The 17,178-nt window shown below is 72.1% G+C and carries 17 protein-coding genes; 9 read left to right on the top strand and 8 right to left on the bottom strand.

Going from position 1 to position 17,178, the window contains the following annotated elements; all coding sequences use genetic code 11:
* Positions 1-66 precede the first annotated feature (66 nt).
* The 3 genes from HALOF300_RS17190 to HALOF300_RS17185 are packed head-to-tail and all read left to right on the top strand — an operon-like array spanning position 67 to position 3,865.
* Positions 67-1,794, top strand: a complete 1,728-nt coding sequence (locus HALOF300_RS17190; protein WP_197522638.1) for an outer membrane protein assembly factor BamB family protein — start codon at positions 67-69, stop codon at positions 1,792-1,794.
* Positions 1,791-1,943, top strand: coding sequence for a hypothetical protein (locus HALOF300_RS27070; protein ID WP_197522637.1), 153 nt, complete (start codon positions 1,791-1,793; stop codon positions 1,941-1,943). The genes HALOF300_RS17190 and HALOF300_RS27070 overlap by 4 nt, the downstream gene beginning before the upstream one ends.
* The gene (locus HALOF300_RS17185) at positions 1,940-3,865 is read left to right on the top strand and encodes a PQQ-binding-like beta-propeller repeat protein (RefSeq protein ID WP_197522636.1); all 1,926 of its coding nucleotides are present in this window, start codon (positions 1,940-1,942) and stop codon (positions 3,863-3,865) included. Before HALOF300_RS27070 ends, HALOF300_RS17185 begins: the two co-directional genes overlap by 4 nt.
* 6 nt (positions 3,866-3,871) lie before the next feature.
* Here the strand turns inward: HALOF300_RS17185 and HALOF300_RS17180 are convergent, their stop codons facing one another.
* Both HALOF300_RS17180 and HALOF300_RS27380 read right to left on the bottom strand, forming a co-directional pair.
* Positions 3,872-4,999, bottom strand: coding sequence for an NAD(P)-binding domain-containing protein (locus HALOF300_RS17180; protein ID WP_408636903.1), 1,128 nt, complete (start codon positions 4,997-4,999; stop codon positions 3,872-3,874).
* 118 nt (positions 5,000-5,117) lie between these two features.
* Positions 5,118-5,966 (bottom strand): hypothetical protein, encoded by an 849-nt coding sequence (locus tag HALOF300_RS27380; RefSeq protein ID WP_231955537.1) that lies wholly within the window; start codon positions 5,964-5,966, stop codon positions 5,118-5,120.
* A gap of 195 nt (positions 5,967-6,161) precedes the next feature.
* On the opposite strand from HALOF300_RS27380, the gene HALOF300_RS17175 reads away from it, so the two are divergent.
* Together HALOF300_RS17175 and HALOF300_RS17170 are read left to right on the top strand one after the other, a co-directional pair.
* Entirely contained in the window at positions 6,162-6,551 is a 390-nt protein-coding gene (locus tag HALOF300_RS17175) for a hypothetical protein (RefSeq protein WP_231955535.1), read from the top strand.
* Positions 6,552-6,639: 88 nt separating this feature from the next.
* Positions 6,640-7,299 (top strand): vWA domain-containing protein, encoded by a 660-nt coding sequence (locus tag HALOF300_RS17170; protein WP_156742138.1) that lies wholly within the window; start codon positions 6,640-6,642, stop codon positions 7,297-7,299.
* 34 nt (positions 7,300-7,333) lie between these two features.
* Here HALOF300_RS17170 and HALOF300_RS17165 read toward each other — a convergent pair whose 3' ends face one another.
* Both HALOF300_RS17165 and HALOF300_RS17160 read right to left on the bottom strand, forming a co-directional pair.
* Positions 7,334-8,020 carry an NAD(P)-dependent oxidoreductase gene (locus HALOF300_RS17165; protein ID WP_197522634.1) on the bottom strand — a complete coding sequence of 229 codons (687 nt, stop codon included), beginning with the start codon at positions 8,018-8,020 and terminating at the stop codon, positions 7,334-7,336.
* On the bottom strand, positions 7,968-8,981 hold the full coding sequence (locus HALOF300_RS17160) for an EamA family transporter (protein ID WP_156742137.1): 1,014 nt from the start codon (positions 8,979-8,981) through the stop codon (positions 7,968-7,970). The genes HALOF300_RS17165 and HALOF300_RS17160 overlap by 53 nt, the downstream gene beginning before the upstream one ends.
* A gap of 106 nt (positions 8,982-9,087) precedes the next feature.
* Between HALOF300_RS17160 and HALOF300_RS17155 the strand changes: the two genes are divergently transcribed.
* Positions 9,088-9,594: a MarR family winged helix-turn-helix transcriptional regulator gene (locus HALOF300_RS17155; protein WP_156742136.1), complete on the top strand. Its 507-nt coding sequence runs from the start codon at positions 9,088-9,090 to the stop codon at positions 9,592-9,594.
* A 45-nt stretch (positions 9,595-9,639) separates the two neighbouring features.
* Here HALOF300_RS17155 and HALOF300_RS17150 read toward each other — a convergent pair whose 3' ends face one another.
* Positions 9,640-10,047 (bottom strand): winged helix-turn-helix transcriptional regulator, encoded by a 408-nt coding sequence (locus HALOF300_RS17150; protein WP_156742135.1) that lies wholly within the window; start codon positions 10,045-10,047, stop codon positions 9,640-9,642.
* 66 nt (positions 10,048-10,113) lie between these two features.
* On the opposite strand from HALOF300_RS17150, the gene HALOF300_RS17145 reads away from it, so the two are divergent.
* Together HALOF300_RS17145 and HALOF300_RS17140 are read left to right on the top strand one after the other, a co-directional pair.
* Positions 10,114-11,094 carry an NAD(P)-dependent oxidoreductase gene (locus tag HALOF300_RS17145; RefSeq protein WP_231955533.1) on the top strand — a complete coding sequence of 327 codons (981 nt, stop codon included), beginning with the start codon at positions 10,114-10,116 and terminating at the stop codon, positions 11,092-11,094.
* Positions 11,091-12,026, top strand: a complete 936-nt coding sequence (locus HALOF300_RS17140; protein WP_231955532.1) for an NAD(P)-dependent oxidoreductase — start codon at positions 11,091-11,093, stop codon at positions 12,024-12,026. The genes HALOF300_RS17145 and HALOF300_RS17140 overlap by 4 nt, the downstream gene beginning before the upstream one ends.
* Here HALOF300_RS17140 and HALOF300_RS17135 read toward each other — a convergent pair.
* Genes HALOF300_RS17135 through HALOF300_RS17125 form a run of 3 tightly spaced genes read right to left on the bottom strand, consistent with a single transcriptional unit; the run spans position 12,007 to position 14,725 of the window.
* The gene (locus tag HALOF300_RS17135) at positions 12,007-12,924 is read right to left on the bottom strand and encodes a phosphotransferase family protein (RefSeq protein WP_156742134.1); all 918 of its coding nucleotides are present in this window, start codon (positions 12,922-12,924) and stop codon (positions 12,007-12,009) included. The genes HALOF300_RS17140 and HALOF300_RS17135 overlap by 20 nt on opposite strands.
* Positions 12,921-13,931 (bottom strand): electron transfer flavoprotein subunit alpha/FixB family protein, encoded by a 1,011-nt coding sequence (locus HALOF300_RS17130; protein ID WP_156742133.1) that lies wholly within the window; start codon positions 13,929-13,931, stop codon positions 12,921-12,923. The genes HALOF300_RS17135 and HALOF300_RS17130 overlap by 4 nt, the downstream gene beginning before the upstream one ends.
* Before the next feature lie 14 nt (positions 13,932-13,945).
* Complete coding sequence (locus HALOF300_RS17125; protein WP_156742132.1) at positions 13,946-14,725, bottom strand: electron transfer flavoprotein subunit beta/FixA family protein; 780 nt, start codon at positions 14,723-14,725, stop codon at positions 13,946-13,948.
* Positions 14,726-14,794: 69 nt separating this feature from the next.
* Between HALOF300_RS17125 and glgX the strand changes: the two genes are divergently transcribed.
* Positions 14,795-17,017 (top strand): glycogen debranching protein GlgX, encoded by a 2,223-nt coding sequence (gene glgX / locus HALOF300_RS17120; RefSeq protein WP_156742131.1) that lies wholly within the window; start codon positions 14,795-14,797, stop codon positions 17,015-17,017.
* Positions 17,018-17,178 lie beyond the last annotated feature (161 nt).

Here is a 17,178-nt window from a genome sequence, read left to right as displayed (position 1 = left end):
CAGACCCTACGATCTGGGCACGTGCCCGAGCACCGCGGGCGGCGAGATCGACTAGCAGGGGGCGGCGTGAGCGAGACGAATGATCCGAGCAGGCAGACCCCCTCGGGCGCCGGCTCGGGCTCGGGCGCCGAGCCGGGCTACGGCGTCGGCGAGAACTACGGGGGCGCGCCGTCCCCGTACGGCGCCGCGGCGCCGGATCCGTATGCGGGCGCCGGGGCTGGTGGCGCGGGGGCGACGCCGTCTGCCGGCTCCGCCGACCCGTTCGGTGGCGGGCCGGCGCCCTGGGATCAACCCACGGCCGGCGGCGCCGGCGGTGCGAACCCATCCCCGTACGGCATCGACCCCGCCCACACGCACGGCTCGCCCTACCTGCAGTCGGGCGGTTACGCCCCACCGAGCGCACGCGGTACCGGGCGCACGGGCTGCCTCGTCGCCGCCGTGATCGTCGGCGCTGTCATGGTGCTCATCGTCGGCCTGATCGTCGCCTTCATCGTGGCGGTCGGCCGGACGAGCGGTTCGGAGCCCACGCCCGACCCTCCGGCGACCACCGATCACCTGACCGAGACCTGGCTCGCGACGCCGCAGGACCTCTCCCCCGGCGTCGGCGCCGACACCCAACTCGGCATCGGCGTCGACGGTGCGTTCACCGGACCGTCGTTCATCGGTGGCGAGAGCGCGTGGATCGTGACCCTCGATGACGCCGGCAGCGCGCCGTTCGCGGTCGTCGGACTCGATCCGGCCACCGGGGCGCCGCTCTGGGAGCACGATCTGCCCGGGGTGCTCTGCGGCGACGCCGAGCTCGACGGCGTCATCATGTGCGTGAGCCGCGACGGCGGCGCCTGGCAGGGGCACGTGATCGACGCGGCCACCGGGGAGATCCGGCTCTCCTGGGCGACCGGCCTGACCAGTGCTGCGACCGTGCACCACACCGCCGCCGGGCTGATCGTGGTCGGGGACAACGAGCCACAGGCCCCGCACGCGCGGATCAGCCTGCTCACCCGGGAGGGCGCCACGGCCTGGAGCGTCGATCTCGCCGACGTCCCCGGCGGCGAGTCGCTGTTCAGCGACTTCCTGGCCAGCGACCTGGGCAACTCGGACCCCGACGACGTCGAGGCGACCCTGGAGCGACCGCGCTGGCGCCAGCTCGACGGCGGTCTGATCATGCTGTGGTCCACGCCGGGCGCCGCGATCATCGACCCCGCCACCGGAACCGTGTTCGCCCACGAGTGCCGCCGCGCCACCGTCGCCGGGTCTGCCTACTACTGCGTCACCGACGCCGGCATCACCCGGCACGACCTCGACGGCAAGGTGGTCTGGACGCTGCCGGGCCTGACCCTGACGCACCCGTCGGACATCTCGCCGGGCCGGCCGGTCGCCTACGACGAGTCGAACTACGCCATCGTCGGTGTCGACTGGGACACCGGCACGGTCACCCACACCGTGGCCACCCTGGCGCCGTCGTCGGGTGGCTTCGTGCCCGGCGTCAGCCCGCTCAGCAGCTCCGGCAGCCCGGAGTACCTGGTCGTGGCCGGCGGCGCGTCCATGATCGCGCTGGCCCCGGACGCCGACACGCTCGCCTGGACCTGGGAGCCGGAGGACGGCGGCTACATCGGTGACGTCTACGTGGTCGGGGACCTGCTCGTTCTCGACGGCTTCGAACAGGTCGGGTTCGATCCGGTCACCGGCGACGAACTGTGGACCGCACGGGTGGACACCGGGATCTACCGGCAGGTGGTCGATGACCGGGTCGCCACGATCGGGTTCGAGGGCATCGCCCTGCTGGAGCTGCCATGAGCACCGTGAACCAGGCCGCCGCGGTGGTCGGCGCGACCGGTGCGGACGGGGAGAATGTCAGCGTGATGCATCCACTGCCCACCGCTGGATCGCCGGTCGGCGCCCACCCGATCGTCACCGGGGGCATCGCGCCGGTGGAGGTCTCGTGACCGACCCGACCGACGACGGCGACGACGAGTTCCGCGGCAGCGCACGGTTCCAGGGCGGGGCCCGCTTCGGTGAGGCCCCGCCGGGCACCGACGCCGACCCCCCGGCCACTGCGTCGCGGGCCGACGAAGCGCCCGGCAGCACCGGGTACACACCCTCCTACGGCACCACTGGCTACACGCCCTCGTACGGGACCACGGACTACACGCCACCCGCCTACGGGACGTCCGGCTATCAGCCGGCGAGCTACAACGCCCCCGCGAACCCCTACGTCGGGCTCGGCGACTCCTCCGAAACCGCCACCGACCCCGTCACGGTCGATCCGCCGTCGACCACACAGCCCTGGGCCGCGGCAGGCTCCACCGGCGTCGACCCCTCGACGGTGACCGGTGGCCCGGCCGAGGACACCCGGGTGGCGTTGGGCCGGATCGAGCCGAAGCGGATCGAGGTGACTCGCGTCGCACCACCCGCCGGCGGTGCGCCGACACGGCCTGCCACCGAACCGGTCGTGGTCCGGATGCCGCCCCGCACCGATCGCATCCACCCATCCGTGCGCCGGCGGAACCAGCGCCGGACGCGTCGCTTCATCGCGATCGCGTCGGCCGTGGGCGTCATCGGGATCGCCCTGCTGATCGCGTTCCGGCTCGCCGGGGGCCCGTCCGGGGCCTTCGACAGCCGCCCGGACATCGAGGGCGACGCCGACCAGTTCGACACCCGCTGGGAGGTGACCGCCGACACGCTCCTGCCCGGGGCATCGGAGTTCCTGCCGGTGAACTCCGCCGACTGGTTCGAGTACCGCGCCCCCTACCTGATCCCAGGCGACGACGCCTGGGCCGCCATCGTCAACGACGCCACCGTCAGCCTCGCCGACGATGCCGACGTCGTGGCCGCGGACGTGGTCGCATTCGACCCCGGGACCGGAGACCTCCGATGGGACGCGCCGCTGCCCGGCGGCCTGTGCGCCGAACGTCTCACGGACGCCCAGGGACTCGTCTGCCTGGGCCACACCGACGGCGGCGGGTGGGCGATCACCGTGTTCTCGATGGCCGACGGCGCGATCATGTCCACCCAACCGGTGGACATCGACCAGCCGTGGAACGTGCACCTGAGCCCGGCCGGACTGCTCGTGATCACCGAGGGCTCCCCTGGGGAGTTCACGACCCTGAACCTGCTCTCGGTCGCGGACGGGACAGTCACCTGGTCCCAGGACCTGGCCGACCTGCCGGACACCGAGGATCTGTTCCGGGAGGACGACTCCACCGGTCGGACCCGGGTGGTCCCGTACCTGCCGATCTGGCGGGACGTGGGGGCGAACACGCTGCTGTGGGCTTCCACGGTGACGCTCCACATCGACCCGCTGACCGGCGAGCTGACCACGCACCAGTGCTACGTGCTAGCCGTGGTCGAGGACACCTTCGCGTGTGATTCGATCGACGGGACGACACGCTTTGCAGCCGACGGCACCGAGCTGTGGCACTCCGAGCAGATCGGTCTCGAGGGGACCGCGTTCCTGCCGGCTCCGGCGCTGGTGAACACCGGCACTCCGGGCGTCGTGCTGGCCACCGACTGGGACCGCGGCGGCGTCGGCGACCCCCTCCTCGAGTACTCGCTGCCGCAGTCCACGAACCTCTCCGGCACCGCGCAGTACCCCTTCTTCAACACCGAGTCCGAGCTCGTACTGCTGAGCGAGGACGGCGGGTCGACGCGCTGGATCACGGAGATCCGGAACATGAACTCCATCACGGACGTCGTGGTCGTCGACGACGTCGCGATCGTCACCGGCTACATCTCCTTCGGCCTGGACCTCGGCACCGGGGAGATGCTCTGGTCCCGGAACACCAACGGCGACATCCACCTCGTCGACGGGCAGCCTGTCTCGTTCAGCTACGGCGGGTTCGCGCTGCTCGAGATCCCCGAGGGGTGAGCGGAATCAGCCGCCGAGGAACGCGAGGGCGCCGTTGACCGCCTCGCGCCCGGCCCGGTTCGCCCCGATCGTGGACGCCGACGGGCCGTAGCCGACCAGGTGCAGGCGCGGTTCGGCCACCACCTGGGTGCCGGCCATCTCGATGCCGCCGCCGCGGCCGCGCATACGCAGCGGGGCGAGGTGGTCCAGCTGGGAGCGAAACCCGGTGGCCCAGAGGATGGCGTCGGCACGCTGCTCGGTGCCGTCCGCCCAGCGCACGCCGGTCGGGGTGATCTCGGTGAACATCGGCCTGCGGTCCATGACTCCGCGCTCGGCGGCGGCGCGCAGTGTCGGGGTCCAGATCAGACCGGTCACGCTGACCACGCTACGCGGCGGCAGGCCCGCTCGGACCCGCTCCTCGACGAGCGCGACGGCCCTTCGCCCGGCGTCGGGGTCGAACTCGTCGTCGCGCCAGACCGGCTCCCGTCGGGTCACCCAGGTGGTGGCGGCGACGTGGGAGATCTCCTCCAGCAGCTGCACCGCCGAGATGCCGCCGCCGACGACGATCACGTGCCGGCCGGCGAACTCGTCGGCGCTCACGTAGTCGGCGGTGTGCAGCTGGCGGCCCCGGAACGTCTCCTGGCCGGGGTAGATCGGCCAGAACGGCTTCGTCCAGGTCCCGGTCGCGTTGATCACGACCCGGGCGGACACCTCGCCGCGGTCGGTCGCCACGAGCAGCCGGCCGCGCGGGTCGTCGTCCACGCGAGTGACCCGGTGCACGTGCACCGGCCGCACGATCGGCAGGTCGAAGTCGCGCTCGTAGTCGCCGTAGTAGGAGGGCACCACCTCCCGCGACGGCGCGCACGGGTCCACCTCGGGCAGCTCCCGTCCGGGCAGGTCGTGCACCTTGTTCACCGTGGCCATCCGCAGCGTGCGCCACCGGTGCCGCCAGGCGCCGCCGGGCCCCGCCTCGCCGTCGAGCACCACGAACGTGCCCGACGGCGGCCCGTCGCCGTCCGGGGTCGGCGCGGCCGTCGCGGGCGTGAGGCCGCGCCGGCGCAGGTGGTACGCGGCGGACAGTCCGGCCTGGCCGGCGCCGATCACGACGACGTCGGCGGCGGGCGGCACTGTCGCCGTCGACGCCGCTGCGACGATGGTCGACGGCGTGGGCTCGGTGTGTGCCGGCGTCGCCTCGGTCGAGGGGCGGCCGGTCGCCGTCTGCGGCCCGCCGATGCGGGTCCGCTCGTGGGTCAGGTCGGTGGTCACGTCCGTCTCAACCGGTCCGCCACGGCGGATCTTCCGGACCCCAGGTCTGACCGGCCGACTCGATCCGGACGTGGTGCCCGGCACCGGCGTGCTCGCCGCCGAGCTCCTCGGTGAACACGCAGATCCCGGTCCCGACGTCCAGGCGTACCCGGTACGCGTCGGCATAGGCGCCCGCGCGCGAGCGCCGGTCCTCGGCGAGATCGGCCACCTCGCCGGGCAGCAGCGCGCAGCAGGCGCATCGCGGGTCGTAGGCAGGAGTCGTGCGGAGTACGGCCTCCCAGGCGGGGCGACCCTCGTGCTCCACGGCCCGGACCTCCTCGATCGCGGTGCCCGCTACCACCTCGCCGGCCACCAGAGCCGCGAGCGCGTCGGGATCGTCCTGATCGTGCTGCCCGTCCGCCAGCTCGAGCGGATCGAGCATCGCGACCCAGTGGTAGTTCTGGTACATCGGCGCGTCGTGGTCGTCGCGGTCGGTGGTGCGCCGCCGGACCAGACCGGCGTCGTCGATGACCATCTCGGCCAGACGGCGGGACTGCTCCTCGCGGTACCGGTCGCCGGCGGTCCGCGCGCGGTAGGCGGGATCGGCGAGTTCGGGTTCCCGCGCGAGAGCCTCCGCATCGAACGCGATCAGGAAACCGGTGGACGACCCGACGACCTGCCTCTCGTCGAGGAGTTCCCGGCCGTCAAGGGTCTCGACACGGATCCGGTTCGGGCGCTCGATCCAGGCTCGGACCGGCCCGTCGGAGTACGGCCCGGTCCACTGCGCCGTGAACCGAACGGTGCGCCAGCGCCACGGCGAGGAACGCGCGAGGGCGCGGAAGTCCTCGGCGTCCGGGACGGTGGGTGCAAGGGACATCGGACCATTGTGGGCGGTCGGGGTGACCATGGCAGCACCAATTCCGTCCGGCGTCGCCGCGTCTCTGCCGTGGCAGCACCACCCCAACCGCGGAGCCGCTCCAGCCACGGCGTCGCAATAGTTGCGCATCCGCAGTAACTGCGGCACATTGGAATGGTCACCACACCAGCCAGCCACGACCACGCGGAGGCCGCAGTGTCCACCGAGAACCGCCTGCAGACCGCGCTCGAGCGCGCTCGCGCCGAGCTCGACGCGTGCGACCCCTCGTCGGCGGCCGGTTCACTGCCCCACCTGCGCGCCGCCGTCGGGCATCTGGCCGACGCCGTCGACGAGGCGATGGCGATGGCCGTCCTCGAGGAGGGCACCTCACTGCGTGCGGCCGGCGCGATGGCCGGCCTCTCCGAGAACGCGGTCCCGCCCCGGCTCGGCCGCACGGCAGCACTCGCGTCCTATCGCGACGCGAGCGGGCGGGTGTCCGCCCGTGGCGTCGAGCGGGCCCGGTACGACGTGGAGCGCGGCGACTACTCCCCCGCTCCCGAGGCCGAGCGCGAGCCGATGCGGTTCCGACCACGCCGCCCCGACTGAGTGGCACCCGGCCCGCACCGCCACCTGCGCCGACCGCGACCACCCGCTCCAGCCACCGGTACCACCCCCACCGACGAAGGGACCCGCCATGACCGACCAGAACTTCACCCACATCGCGTTCCTGCTCGACCGTTCCGGCTCGATGCAGTCGATCAAGTCCGACACCGTCGGGGGCTTCGACGCGTTCATCGCGGAGCAGCGCGGCGAGCCGGGTCGGTGCACGGTCTCCCTTGCCCAGTTCGACAACGAGTACCAGGAGGTCTACGCGGATCGGCCGATCGCTGACGTGCCCTCCCTCGATCTCGTGCCGCGTGGAAGCACCGCCATGCTCGACGCGATCGGACGCCTCATCAACGCCACCGGCGCCCGGCTCGCCGCCCTGCCCGAGGCGGAGCGTCCGGGCACCGTGATCGTCGGCATCATGACCGACGGCCTCGAGAACGCCTCGAAGGAGTTCAGCCGCGCCCAGATCAAGGCGATGATCGGCGAACAGACCGACCGCTACGGCTGGCAGTTCCTGTACATGGGCGCCAATCAGGACGCGATCGAGGTCGGTACCGGGCTGGGCGTGGACCCGGGCCTGGCGGTCACCTACTCCTCGACCAAGGTCGACGCGGCGATGCGCATGACCAGCAGGAAGGTCGCCGGGGTGCGCGCCGCCATGGCCGCAGGCATGGCCGCACCGGCCGCGCGTGCCGCGCACGGCTACACCGAGGCGGAGCGGGCCGAGGTGGGCGAGGACGGCTGAGAGCGGACCCGGTCGCGACCGAGTGGTCGGCGCGTCAGGATCCGATCGTGACGATGCCCCCGCGCACCCCGGGCCGTTCCAGCTCGCCCAGCGCGGCGACGGCCAGGTCCTCCATGGACAGTCTCGACGAGCCGTCCGGGGCCACCACCAGGTGGCCGCCCGCACCCAGACGGTAGCGGCCGGTCCGCTCGCCGGGTTCGAGGTTCGCGGGCGGTCCGACTTGGGTCCACGGTCCGGCGTGGTCACGGCAGGCGGCGAGCGGGGCGACGCTGGCCGCGGCGATGGTGCGCCACTGCCGTGGGACGTGGCGCTCGTCGTCGATCGCGAGCCGCCCGGCACAACCCGGTACCAGCGGACCGGCGCCCCCGACGATCAGCAGCCGGGTCCTCCCGTCGCTCGCGGTGCGGAGCAGCGCCTCGGTCGCGTGGCGGAGCGTTTGCTCCTGGCCCGTCGGAGGACGGATCGCGCTCACCACCGCATCCTGACCGCGCAGGGCGGCGCGTAGGGCCACGTCGTCGGCGACATGCAGCAGGCGCACCGGTGGCCGGACGGCAGCTCGCCGCGGCGAGCTCGTGAGCGCGCGAACGCTCTGATCCGGTGGCCTCGTGCCAGCGACTCCACCACCACCCTGGACCCCACGGCACCGGTGGCACCGAGGACGGCGATCCTCATCGGCACGCCTGCCCTGAGTCGGCTTCCGCAGGCCGCTCGGTACCGACACCAAGCCTGACAGGTCCAGTTCCGGGATGCACGGGGGCACCTACCGCAGCCAACGGCTCGACCGGGAGGGCCGCCGTCGGGACGTTCTGCGGTCCGGTCGCCGCTGGTGGCTCGGCGGCGCCGGCCCGCAACTGCCCGGCAACGATCGCACAGAGCGCCAAAGCGAAACCGAGGAGCTGTGCAGGCTCGAATCGCTCCCCCAGGACCAGTGCACCGAGCGCTGCGGCAACGACCGGGGAGAGCAGCGCGAGCATCGCGGCCGACGTCACCGGGATCCGCCCGATCCCGGTGAACCACAGCGTGTACGCGAGCAGGCCGCCCACCAGTCCCAACCAGGCGTAGCCCGCCACGGCGGTCGCGTCGATGCCGGTCGGCACTCCCTCCACGATCAGCGTCAGCGGGAGCAGTGCCAGCCCGCCCGCGGTGAGCTGCCAGCCGGCGAACGCGAGCGCCCCGGTCGGCCTACCCCACCGCTTCGTCAGCGTGACGCCGAGCCCCATGGAGGCGGCTCCGGCAAGTCCGGCCACGACTCCGAGCAGGTCCGGCACGGCGTCGGCGCGCAGCACCACCAGGGCCACGCCGAGCACCCCGATGACGCCCCAGCCGAGCCGCCACGCGGACCAGGCCTGACCCAGCAGGACCACCGCGAGCACGGCCACGATCAACGGTTGTCCGGCGCCGAGGGTGGCGGCGAGGCCACCGGGCAGTCGATAGGCCGCCACGAACAGCAGCGGGAAGAATGCCCCGATGTTCAGGACACCGAGCACCGCGGCGCGCCACCACCAGGAGCCTCGGGGCAGGGTGCGGGAGAGCGCCAGGGCCAGCAGGCCAGCGGGCAGGGCGCGCATCAGGGCGGCGAAGAGTGGCGCATCCGATGGCAGGAACTGGGTCGTCACCAGGTAGGTCGTGCCCCAGACGAGCGGGGCGAGGGCCGTGGCCATGGTCACGGACAGGCGGCGCATCTCACTCTCCTCAACGTTGAACTATTCAACGTGAAGCACTGTAGGATGACCGGAGTCGATTCGTCAAACAGTTCAACGTCAAACAGTTCAACACCTAGGAGATGCCGTGCAAGATGCCGTGGATGTCCGCCTGAAGCAGTGGAGCGTAGTGCGGCCCGATCTCGACGTCTCCGCCATGGGGGTGATCGGCCGCCTGTCCCGGTTGACCCGGCTGCTCGAACTCAGCCTGCAGGAGGTCTTCGATGCGCACGGTCTGCAGCCCGGTGAGTTCGATCTGCTCGCGACGCTGCGGCGGGCGGACCCGGAGAGCACCGGCCTGACCGCGGTGGCGTTGGCCCGCGCTGCGATGCGGACCTCCGGGGCGATCACCAATCGCCTGGACCGTCTGGTCGCCAAGGATCTGGTGCGCCGCGACGTGGACGAGGCCAATCGCCGCGCCATCCTGGTCACCCTCACGCCGAAGGGGCGCACCGTCCTGGACGCCGCCCTGGCCGATCACGTCGCGAACGAGGAGCGTCTGCTCGCCGCCCTCGAGGCCTCCGAACGCGAGCAGCTGGCGAGCCTGTTGCGCACCCTCCTGCTTGCCCACGGCGACGAGGCACCGCCGGCCTGACTCCCGTCGGCCATTCATCAGGGTGTGGCCGAACTCGCAAGAAGGTTAGGGCGCGGTGTGCTGCACGACCATCGGCGCGCCGATCCGCGTGATCCGATCCTGCCCCCACGCACCCAGTGGGGCGAGGGCCGCGTTCAGCTCAACGCCCACCTGGGTCAGGGAGTACTCCACGCGCGGCGGCACCTCCCGGTACACCTCGCGATGCACCAGCCCGTCCGCCTCCATCTCCCGCAGGTGCTGGACGAGCATCTTCTCGCTCACCCCGGGCAGGCCACGCTTGAGTGCGGAGAATCTCCGGGTGCCGTTATCGAGCTCCCACAGGATGAGCGACTTCCACTTGCCGGTGATCACATCCATGGCGGCGTCGATGCCGCAGAGGTAGGGCCCCTGCCGAGGGCTCGCTGCCGCCGCCTCAGCGGACTCGTTCTGGGCTGTGACCTCGATACTTACCATGCGGTGAGTATCGCACTTTGAAGTGGGTACTTGTGCGGCGGTGCGCGCCAACGCAGGCTCGATGAGATGACTCCCTCAACGGCCTCGCCACCCTCCTCCTCCCCGACCATGCCCGCACCGCCGATCACCTCGGCATCCAACTCCTCCACCACGCCCGACTCCCCTGCTCAACCGCGGGTGAGTGTCCTCGGACTCGGTGTGATGGGCACCGCGCTGGCCAGCACACTGCTCGCCGCTGGGTACCCCACCACCGTCTGGAACCGGACGCCCGGCAGGGCCGGACCGCTGCTCGTCAGCGGCGCCGTCGAAGCCACCTCCCCGGTCGAGGCGATCTCCGCCGACGTGGTGATCGTCTGCCTGTTCGATCACGCCTCGGTGCACGAAGTGCTCGACCCGCTCGCCGACCACCTCACCGGCACCGACCTCATCAACCTCACCACCACCACGCCCGAGGAGGCCCGCGAGCTCGCGGCCTGGTCCTCAACCCGGGGCATCCGCTACCTCGACGGCGGCATCATGGCCGTCCCGGCGATGATCGGGCAGGACGGTTCGACGATCCTGTACAGCGGGACACCCGAGGTGTTCGAACGGCACGAACAACTCCTGCGCAGCTGGGGCGAGGCCACCTACTTCGGCGGGGATGCCGGACTGGCCTCGCTGGAGGACCTCGCGCTCCTGTCCGGCATGTACGTCATGTTCGCCGGACTACTGCACGGCATGGCGATGGTCGGCTCCATGGGTGTCACCGCAACCTCGTTCGTCACTCGGGCCCAGCCCTTCCTGGCCGCCATGACCGAGACCTTCCCGGCCTTCGCCGAGACCATCGACAGCCGGCGGTACGACGCGCCCGATCGGCAGAGCCTGGAGTTCTCCGACCTCGGCAAGCTCGTCCGGGCCAGCACCGAGGCCGGCATCAGTCCGGCGGTGGTGCAGATGGTGCAGGACCTGATCGTGCGCCAGCGCGACGCGGGCTTCGGCGACGAGGACTTCTCGCGCATCTACGAAAGCATCGCCCACCCACTCACCACCGAATCGAGTGCACCGTGACCGCCCACACCGAGACCAGTGCACCTCGTCAGCCTGCCAGCACAGCCCCCGTCACCGTGCTCGGCCTCGGCCCGATGGGTCGGGCCATGGGCCACGCCCTGCTCGCCGCCGGCCACCCGGTCACCGTCTGGAACAGGACCGCATCCCGTGCCGCGACCCTCGTCACGGCGGGGGCGAGCCTTGCGCCCGACCCAGGTTCCGCCGTCGGGAGCAGTGAGCTCGTGATCCTCAGCCTCACCGACTACCAGGCGATGTACGACATCCTCGGCGGCCACACCGACGCACTGCCTGGACGGCTGCTCGTGAACCTCAGCTCGGACACCCCGGAACGCACCCGCGAGGCCGCGGACTGGGCACACAGCCACGGCGCCCGGTTCCTGACCGGCGGTGTGATGACGCCCCCTCCGACCATCGGCGCGGAGGGGGCCTACGTCTACTACAGCGGACCGCGCCCCGACTTCGAAGCGCACTCGGCCGCCCTGTCCGTGATCGGCGAGCCACGGTATCTCGGCGAGGACCCGGGGCTCGCCCAACTCCTCTATCAGGCGCAGCTGGACGTCTTCCTGACGGCGTTGGCGGGCCTTCTGCACGCGACCGCGCTCGCCGGCAGCGGCGGCATCAGCGCCGCCGAGTTCGTACCGCAGGCACTGGAGACGCTCACCGGCATCCCCGCGATGATCGAGGACGGTGACGCGCTCGGGACCGCGCTCGACGCACGCTCCCATCCGGGCGACCTCGGCACGACCACCATGATGGGCGCCACCGCCGATCACATCGTGGCCACCTCGGCGGCCGCCGGCCTGGACCTCGTACTGCCCGACGCCGTGGCCTCGCTCTACCGGCGAGCGATCCGGGCGGGCCACGGCGCCGACAACTGGACCTCGCTGATCGAGGTGATCCGCGGAGCCGAGGTCACCGTAGCCGCGCCCTGAGCCAGGCGAGGGCGATCTCCCCCTGGGCGCGCTGGAACGCGCGCAGGTGGGGGATCCCCGGCGGCGGCGCCTGCACGGAACCGTGCACGAAGAACCCGGTCACGGCCGCCACGAGCGCGGTGACCGCGTCCGGGTCGGCCCCGCGGCTGAGCGGGTGCGCGCGCCAGATCTCCTCGGGGTCGCCGCCGCCCTCCAGCCCGATGCTCGGCAGCATCAGCACCAGGTCCACCCAGGCAGCGCCCGAGGCGGCGTAGGGCCAGTCGACGGCGAGCAGCCGGCCACCGGATCGGACCATGTTGTCCGCGCGCAGGTCACCGTGCACCAGGGCGTCACCGGCCACCGCCTCGCGCCAGCCGTCCGCGATGGCGGCCAACCGCTCGAGGTTGGCCGCCACCCAGGGATCCCAACCGGTCAGCGCCTCGCCCGACTCCAGCAGCCGACGCCACTCCACGAACGTGCCCGCCCCGTCCATCGGGGTGATCAGATCCACCCGAGGGGCATCCACACGCCCGAGCGTGGCGAGCAACTCCAGCGCTTCGCGCAGCTCGTCCGGCCGCCACGGCGTCACCGGGCCCGGGCCGTCCGCGGCGTCATAGCCGAGGGCGATCCAGTCGCCGTCGTCGAGGGTCCAGCGCAGCCGGGGTGCCGGCACGTCCGGCGGCAGGACGGCAGCCACCGCCGCCTCCTGCCGGTACAGCTCGGCGCTGCGCTCGTGGAAGCTCGTGGCGACCGCCTTCACAAACACCCGCCCACCATCGGCCGTGACCAGCGTGGCTGCCATGCCGGGGCTGTACCCGCCCTCATGGCTGCGCGCGGTGACCACCTCGCCGGTTCGCTCGGAGATCAGCGAGCGGACGCCGTCGGGCAGGTCGGCCCAGGCGAGCCGCGTCCGGCTCACGAGAGCGCGGTAGCGTCGCGGTGCTCGCGGATGGCGGCCGCGGCGGCGGGCAGGATCTCGTGCATATCCCCGATCACCGCGAAGTCGCTGATCTCCACGAGCGGCGCCTCGGAGTCGGTGTTCACCGCGATGATCGTGCGGGCGGCCTGCATGCCGCCGTGGTGGTGCGGCGCGCCGGAGATTCCGGCGCCGATGTAGACGCGCGGGGCGATGGTCACGCCGGTCTGGCCGACCTGGGCGTCGTGCCCGATCCAGCCCTCGTCGACGGCGTCCCGGGTGGTCCCGATCGCGGCGCCGAGGGCGTCGGCCAAGTCCTCGACAGGCCCGAAGTCGCCGGCGGTGCCCCGGCCGCCGGCGACGACGATGGCCGCCTCGGCGAGCGCCGGCCGGACCACACCACTCGCGTCCGCGGAGACCTCGTGCACCACCCGCTCGAGGAGTTCCAGGCGGGCCGGCGCCGCGGCGGTCACGGGCAGCCGTTCGACGACGGCCGCGCCCGGTGCGGCGGCAGGCTCCGCCGCAAGCGCGTTCGGGCGCAGCGTCGCCACGGCGACGTCGGTGGTGATCGCGCACTCGGTGTCCCAGGTGCCGGCGAACACCCGCTTCCCGCCGACCAGGCGGCCACCATCGTCGGCGAGCGACGTCACGTCGATGAGCAGTCCGGCGCCGGTACGCCACGCCGTGTGCGCGGCGATCTCCTTGTTCACGAACGAGGACGTCAGCAGCACCAGGGCGGCCCGCACGTGCTCGGCGGCGGCAGCCACGGCGGCGGCCGCCACGACGGGGATCTCGCGCGGGGCGTCGCCCAGGTCGGCCTGCAGCACCCGGTCGACGCCGGCCTCGGCGAGCTGGTCCAGTGCCTGCCGGCTCGGCTCGGTCAGGGTCAGCGCGACCACCTCGCCCAGCGTCCGGGCGAGCGTGAGTGCCTCCAGCGCGGGTGAGCGCAGGGCTGCGTCGGCTGTGTTCTCGACCAGTACGAGGACGGTCCGGACGGAAGTCTCGGTCACGGGGGTCACCACTCTCAGATGAGGTTGTTGCTGATCAGGTAGTCGGCAAGGGCACGGCCGCCGGCACCGGAATCAGTCACGATCTCCGGCTCCGGCCGGGGGGGCCGCGGCTCGGCTCGGACCACCTCGGTGCGGGCGGTCGAGGCGGCGTCGGTGAGGCCGAGATCAGCGGCGCTGAGCACCTCGATCTCCTTGGCCCGGGCGGCCATGATGTCCTTGAACTTCGGGAACCGCGGGGTGTTTGCGAGGTCCGTCACGGCCACTACCGCCGGCAGCGTGGCGCGCAGCGTCTCGGTGACGCCGTCAAGCTCGCGCCTCGCGGTGAGTGCGCCACCCGAGTAGGTCAGTTCCTGCACCACCGTCAGCTGCGGCAGGTCAAGGGCCGCCGCGAGCAGGGACGGCACCACCGCGCCGAGCCCGTCCAGCGCCGCCATGCCGGTGAGGACCACGTCCACGTCACCGATGCGCCGGATGGCCGCGGCGAGCGCCGTGGCGGTGCCGAAGTAGTCCGCACCGGCCAGCGCGTCGTCGGTGATCCGGATGCCACGGTCGGCGCCCATCTGCAGGGCGCGACGCACGGCATCCGCGGCGACGTCCGGGCCGAGGGTGAGCGCGATGATCTCGTGCTCACCGTCACCGGCAGCGGCCACGAGCGCGAGCGCCGCCTCGACTGCGTTCTCGTCCACCTCGTTCATGGTTCCGTCGTCGGCGCTACGAATCACCCGGCGCTCGGCGGTGAAGCCACGCGTCGATTGCAGGTCCGGGACATGTTTGACACAGACTACGATTCGCATAGTCACAGCCTGCCACTGCGGGGCCCCTCCCTGGCAATCGCGGCCGCCCTCCGACGGATCGACCACCTGATGTTGTTCACCGAGACCGACCCGCCCACCACCGCCACACCCCGGCTGATCGGTGTGGAACGGGTCATCGGGAGCGCTCGGCACCAGGACCGGTACGGCACCCACCTCGTGCCCGGTGGGGTGGACACGGTCGTGCACGCTCCGCAGGCGACCGCCGTCGAGTTCTGCCTGCTGGACGGCGAGGGCGAGGAGGCCACCGAGCGGCGGTTCCGGCTGCTCGTGGGCGAGCACGGCCGCTGGCACGGACACATCCCCGAGGTCGGCCCGGGCCAGCGGTACGGACTGCGCGTGCATGGCCCCTGGGACCCGGCGCACGGCCAGTTCCACAACCCGCACAAGCTGCTCACCGACCCCTACGCCCGGGCGATCGTGGGCTCGCTCGACCTGGTCCCGGCCGTGTACGGGCACATCGTCGACGACTACCTCCGCCCGGTCCCGGGGCAGGACGGGCGGGACGCCCGCGACAGCGCCGCGCACGTCCCACACGGCGTTGTCGTCGACGACAGGTTCGACGACGAGCCGGTGCAGCACCCGGACACCCCATGGGGCCGCACGGTCATCTACGAGGCGCACGTGCGCGGTCTGACCCGCCGGCTGCCCGGGGTGCCCGAACACCTACGTGGCACCTACGCGGGCCTGGCGCACCCCGCGACCGTGGCGCATCTGCGTGACCTGGGCGTCACCGCCGTCGAGCTCCTCCCGATCCACGCGAAGGTGACGGAGCCGGCGCTGACCATGCGCGGCGTCGTCAATTACTGGGGTTACAACACGCTCGGCTACTTCGCCCCGGAACCGTCCTACGCCACCCAGGCCGCGCAGTCGGCCGGCCCGGACGCGGTGCTGGCCGAGGTCAAGGGCATGGTCAAACTCCTGCACGAGGCCGGGATCGAGGTCATCCTCGACGTCGTCTACAACCACACGTGCGAGGGCGGCACCGACGGGCCGCTGCTGTCCTGGCGCGGTCTGGACAACGCCGGGTACTACCTGCACGACGGCGCCGGGCACAGTCACTACCTGGACGTCACCGGGTGCGGCAACTCGCTCGACTTCCGCAACCAGCACGTGGTCCGGATGACCCTCGACTCACTGCGGTACTGGGTGCAGGAGGTAGGGGTGGACGGGTTCCGGTTCGACCTCGCCACCACAATGGGCCGCAAGGGCACCACGTTCCTGGCCGACCATCCGTTCCTGGTGGCGCTGGCCTGCGACCCGGTGCTAGGCGGGCGCAAGCTCATCGCCGAGCCATGGGATCTCGGCCCCGGCGGGTGGCGCACCGGGCAGTTCGCGGCGCCGATCGCGGAGTGGAACGACCGGTACCGGGACGTGCTCCGGACGTTCTGGATCTCGGACGCTGCGGCCGTCGTGAACGGGGGGTACGGCCACGACCTGCGGGACCTGGCCACCCGGCTCGCCGGCTCGGCGGACATGTTCGCCCACTCCCCGGTGCCGGGCGGGCGTGGCCCGATCGCGAGCCTCAACTTCGTCACCGCCCACGACGGCTTCACGCTGCGGGACCTGGTCTCCTACGACCACAAGCACAACGAGAACAACGGCGAGGACAACCGGGACGGGACGGACAACAACCGGTCCTGGAACCACGGCGTCGAGGGCGAGACGGACGAGCCGGAGATCCTGGCGCACCGGCGGCGCACCATCCGCAACATCCTCGGCACCATGATGGTCTCGGCCGGCACGCCGATGATCACGGCCGGGGACGAGTTCGGGCGCACCCAGCATGGGAACAACAACGCCTACTGCCACGACGACGAGTCCGTGTGGGTGGACTGGGACCTGGCGCCCTGGCAGCGTGACCTGCAGGCGACCACCGAGCTCCTGCTCGCCCTGCGGCGGCGCAACCGCGTGCTGCGGCCGGCCCGGTTCCGGCCGTTCGACCCGCACGCGTTCCGGTCCCGACCCGCGCTGGCCTGGTTCGACGAGCACGGCGCGACGATGTCGCTGGAGCGCTGGCACGACGTGAACCGTCGGGTGCTGCAGATGTTCCGCGGCGGCGAGCGAGCCGACGAGCGCGACGCCCTGATCGTGATCAACGGTGCCGCCAACCCGGTCCATGTGACCCTCTCCAGCGATGGGCCGGAGTTCTACGAACTGGTCTGGGACTCGGCCTGGGAACACCCGGACGAGCGTCCGTCCACGGCGAGCGTGCCCGCCGGGACCACGCTCGAGGTGCCCGAGCTGAGCACGCGGATCTACCTCCAGGCGTAGGCGCTGCGTCACTGACCCACGTGACGGGTCAGTGACGCAACCACCGGACAGCACCCCGAGAATCGGCGACGCTGCGCCGCGCGCGAAGCCGCGCCGTCCCGCCGGGGCGAGGCACCGCCGTCGGGCCTTGGCCGTGCCACCGCCGGCCGGACCACCTGGCT

It is taken from the genome of Occultella aeris (genome assembly GCF_902703175.1).
Taxonomy (GTDB): Bacteria; Actinomycetota; Actinomycetes; order Actinomycetales; family Beutenbergiaceae; genus Occultella; species Occultella aeris.
The sequence above is the reverse complement of the archived record's forward strand: the minus strand, read 5'-3'. Positions and strand labels throughout refer to the sequence as shown.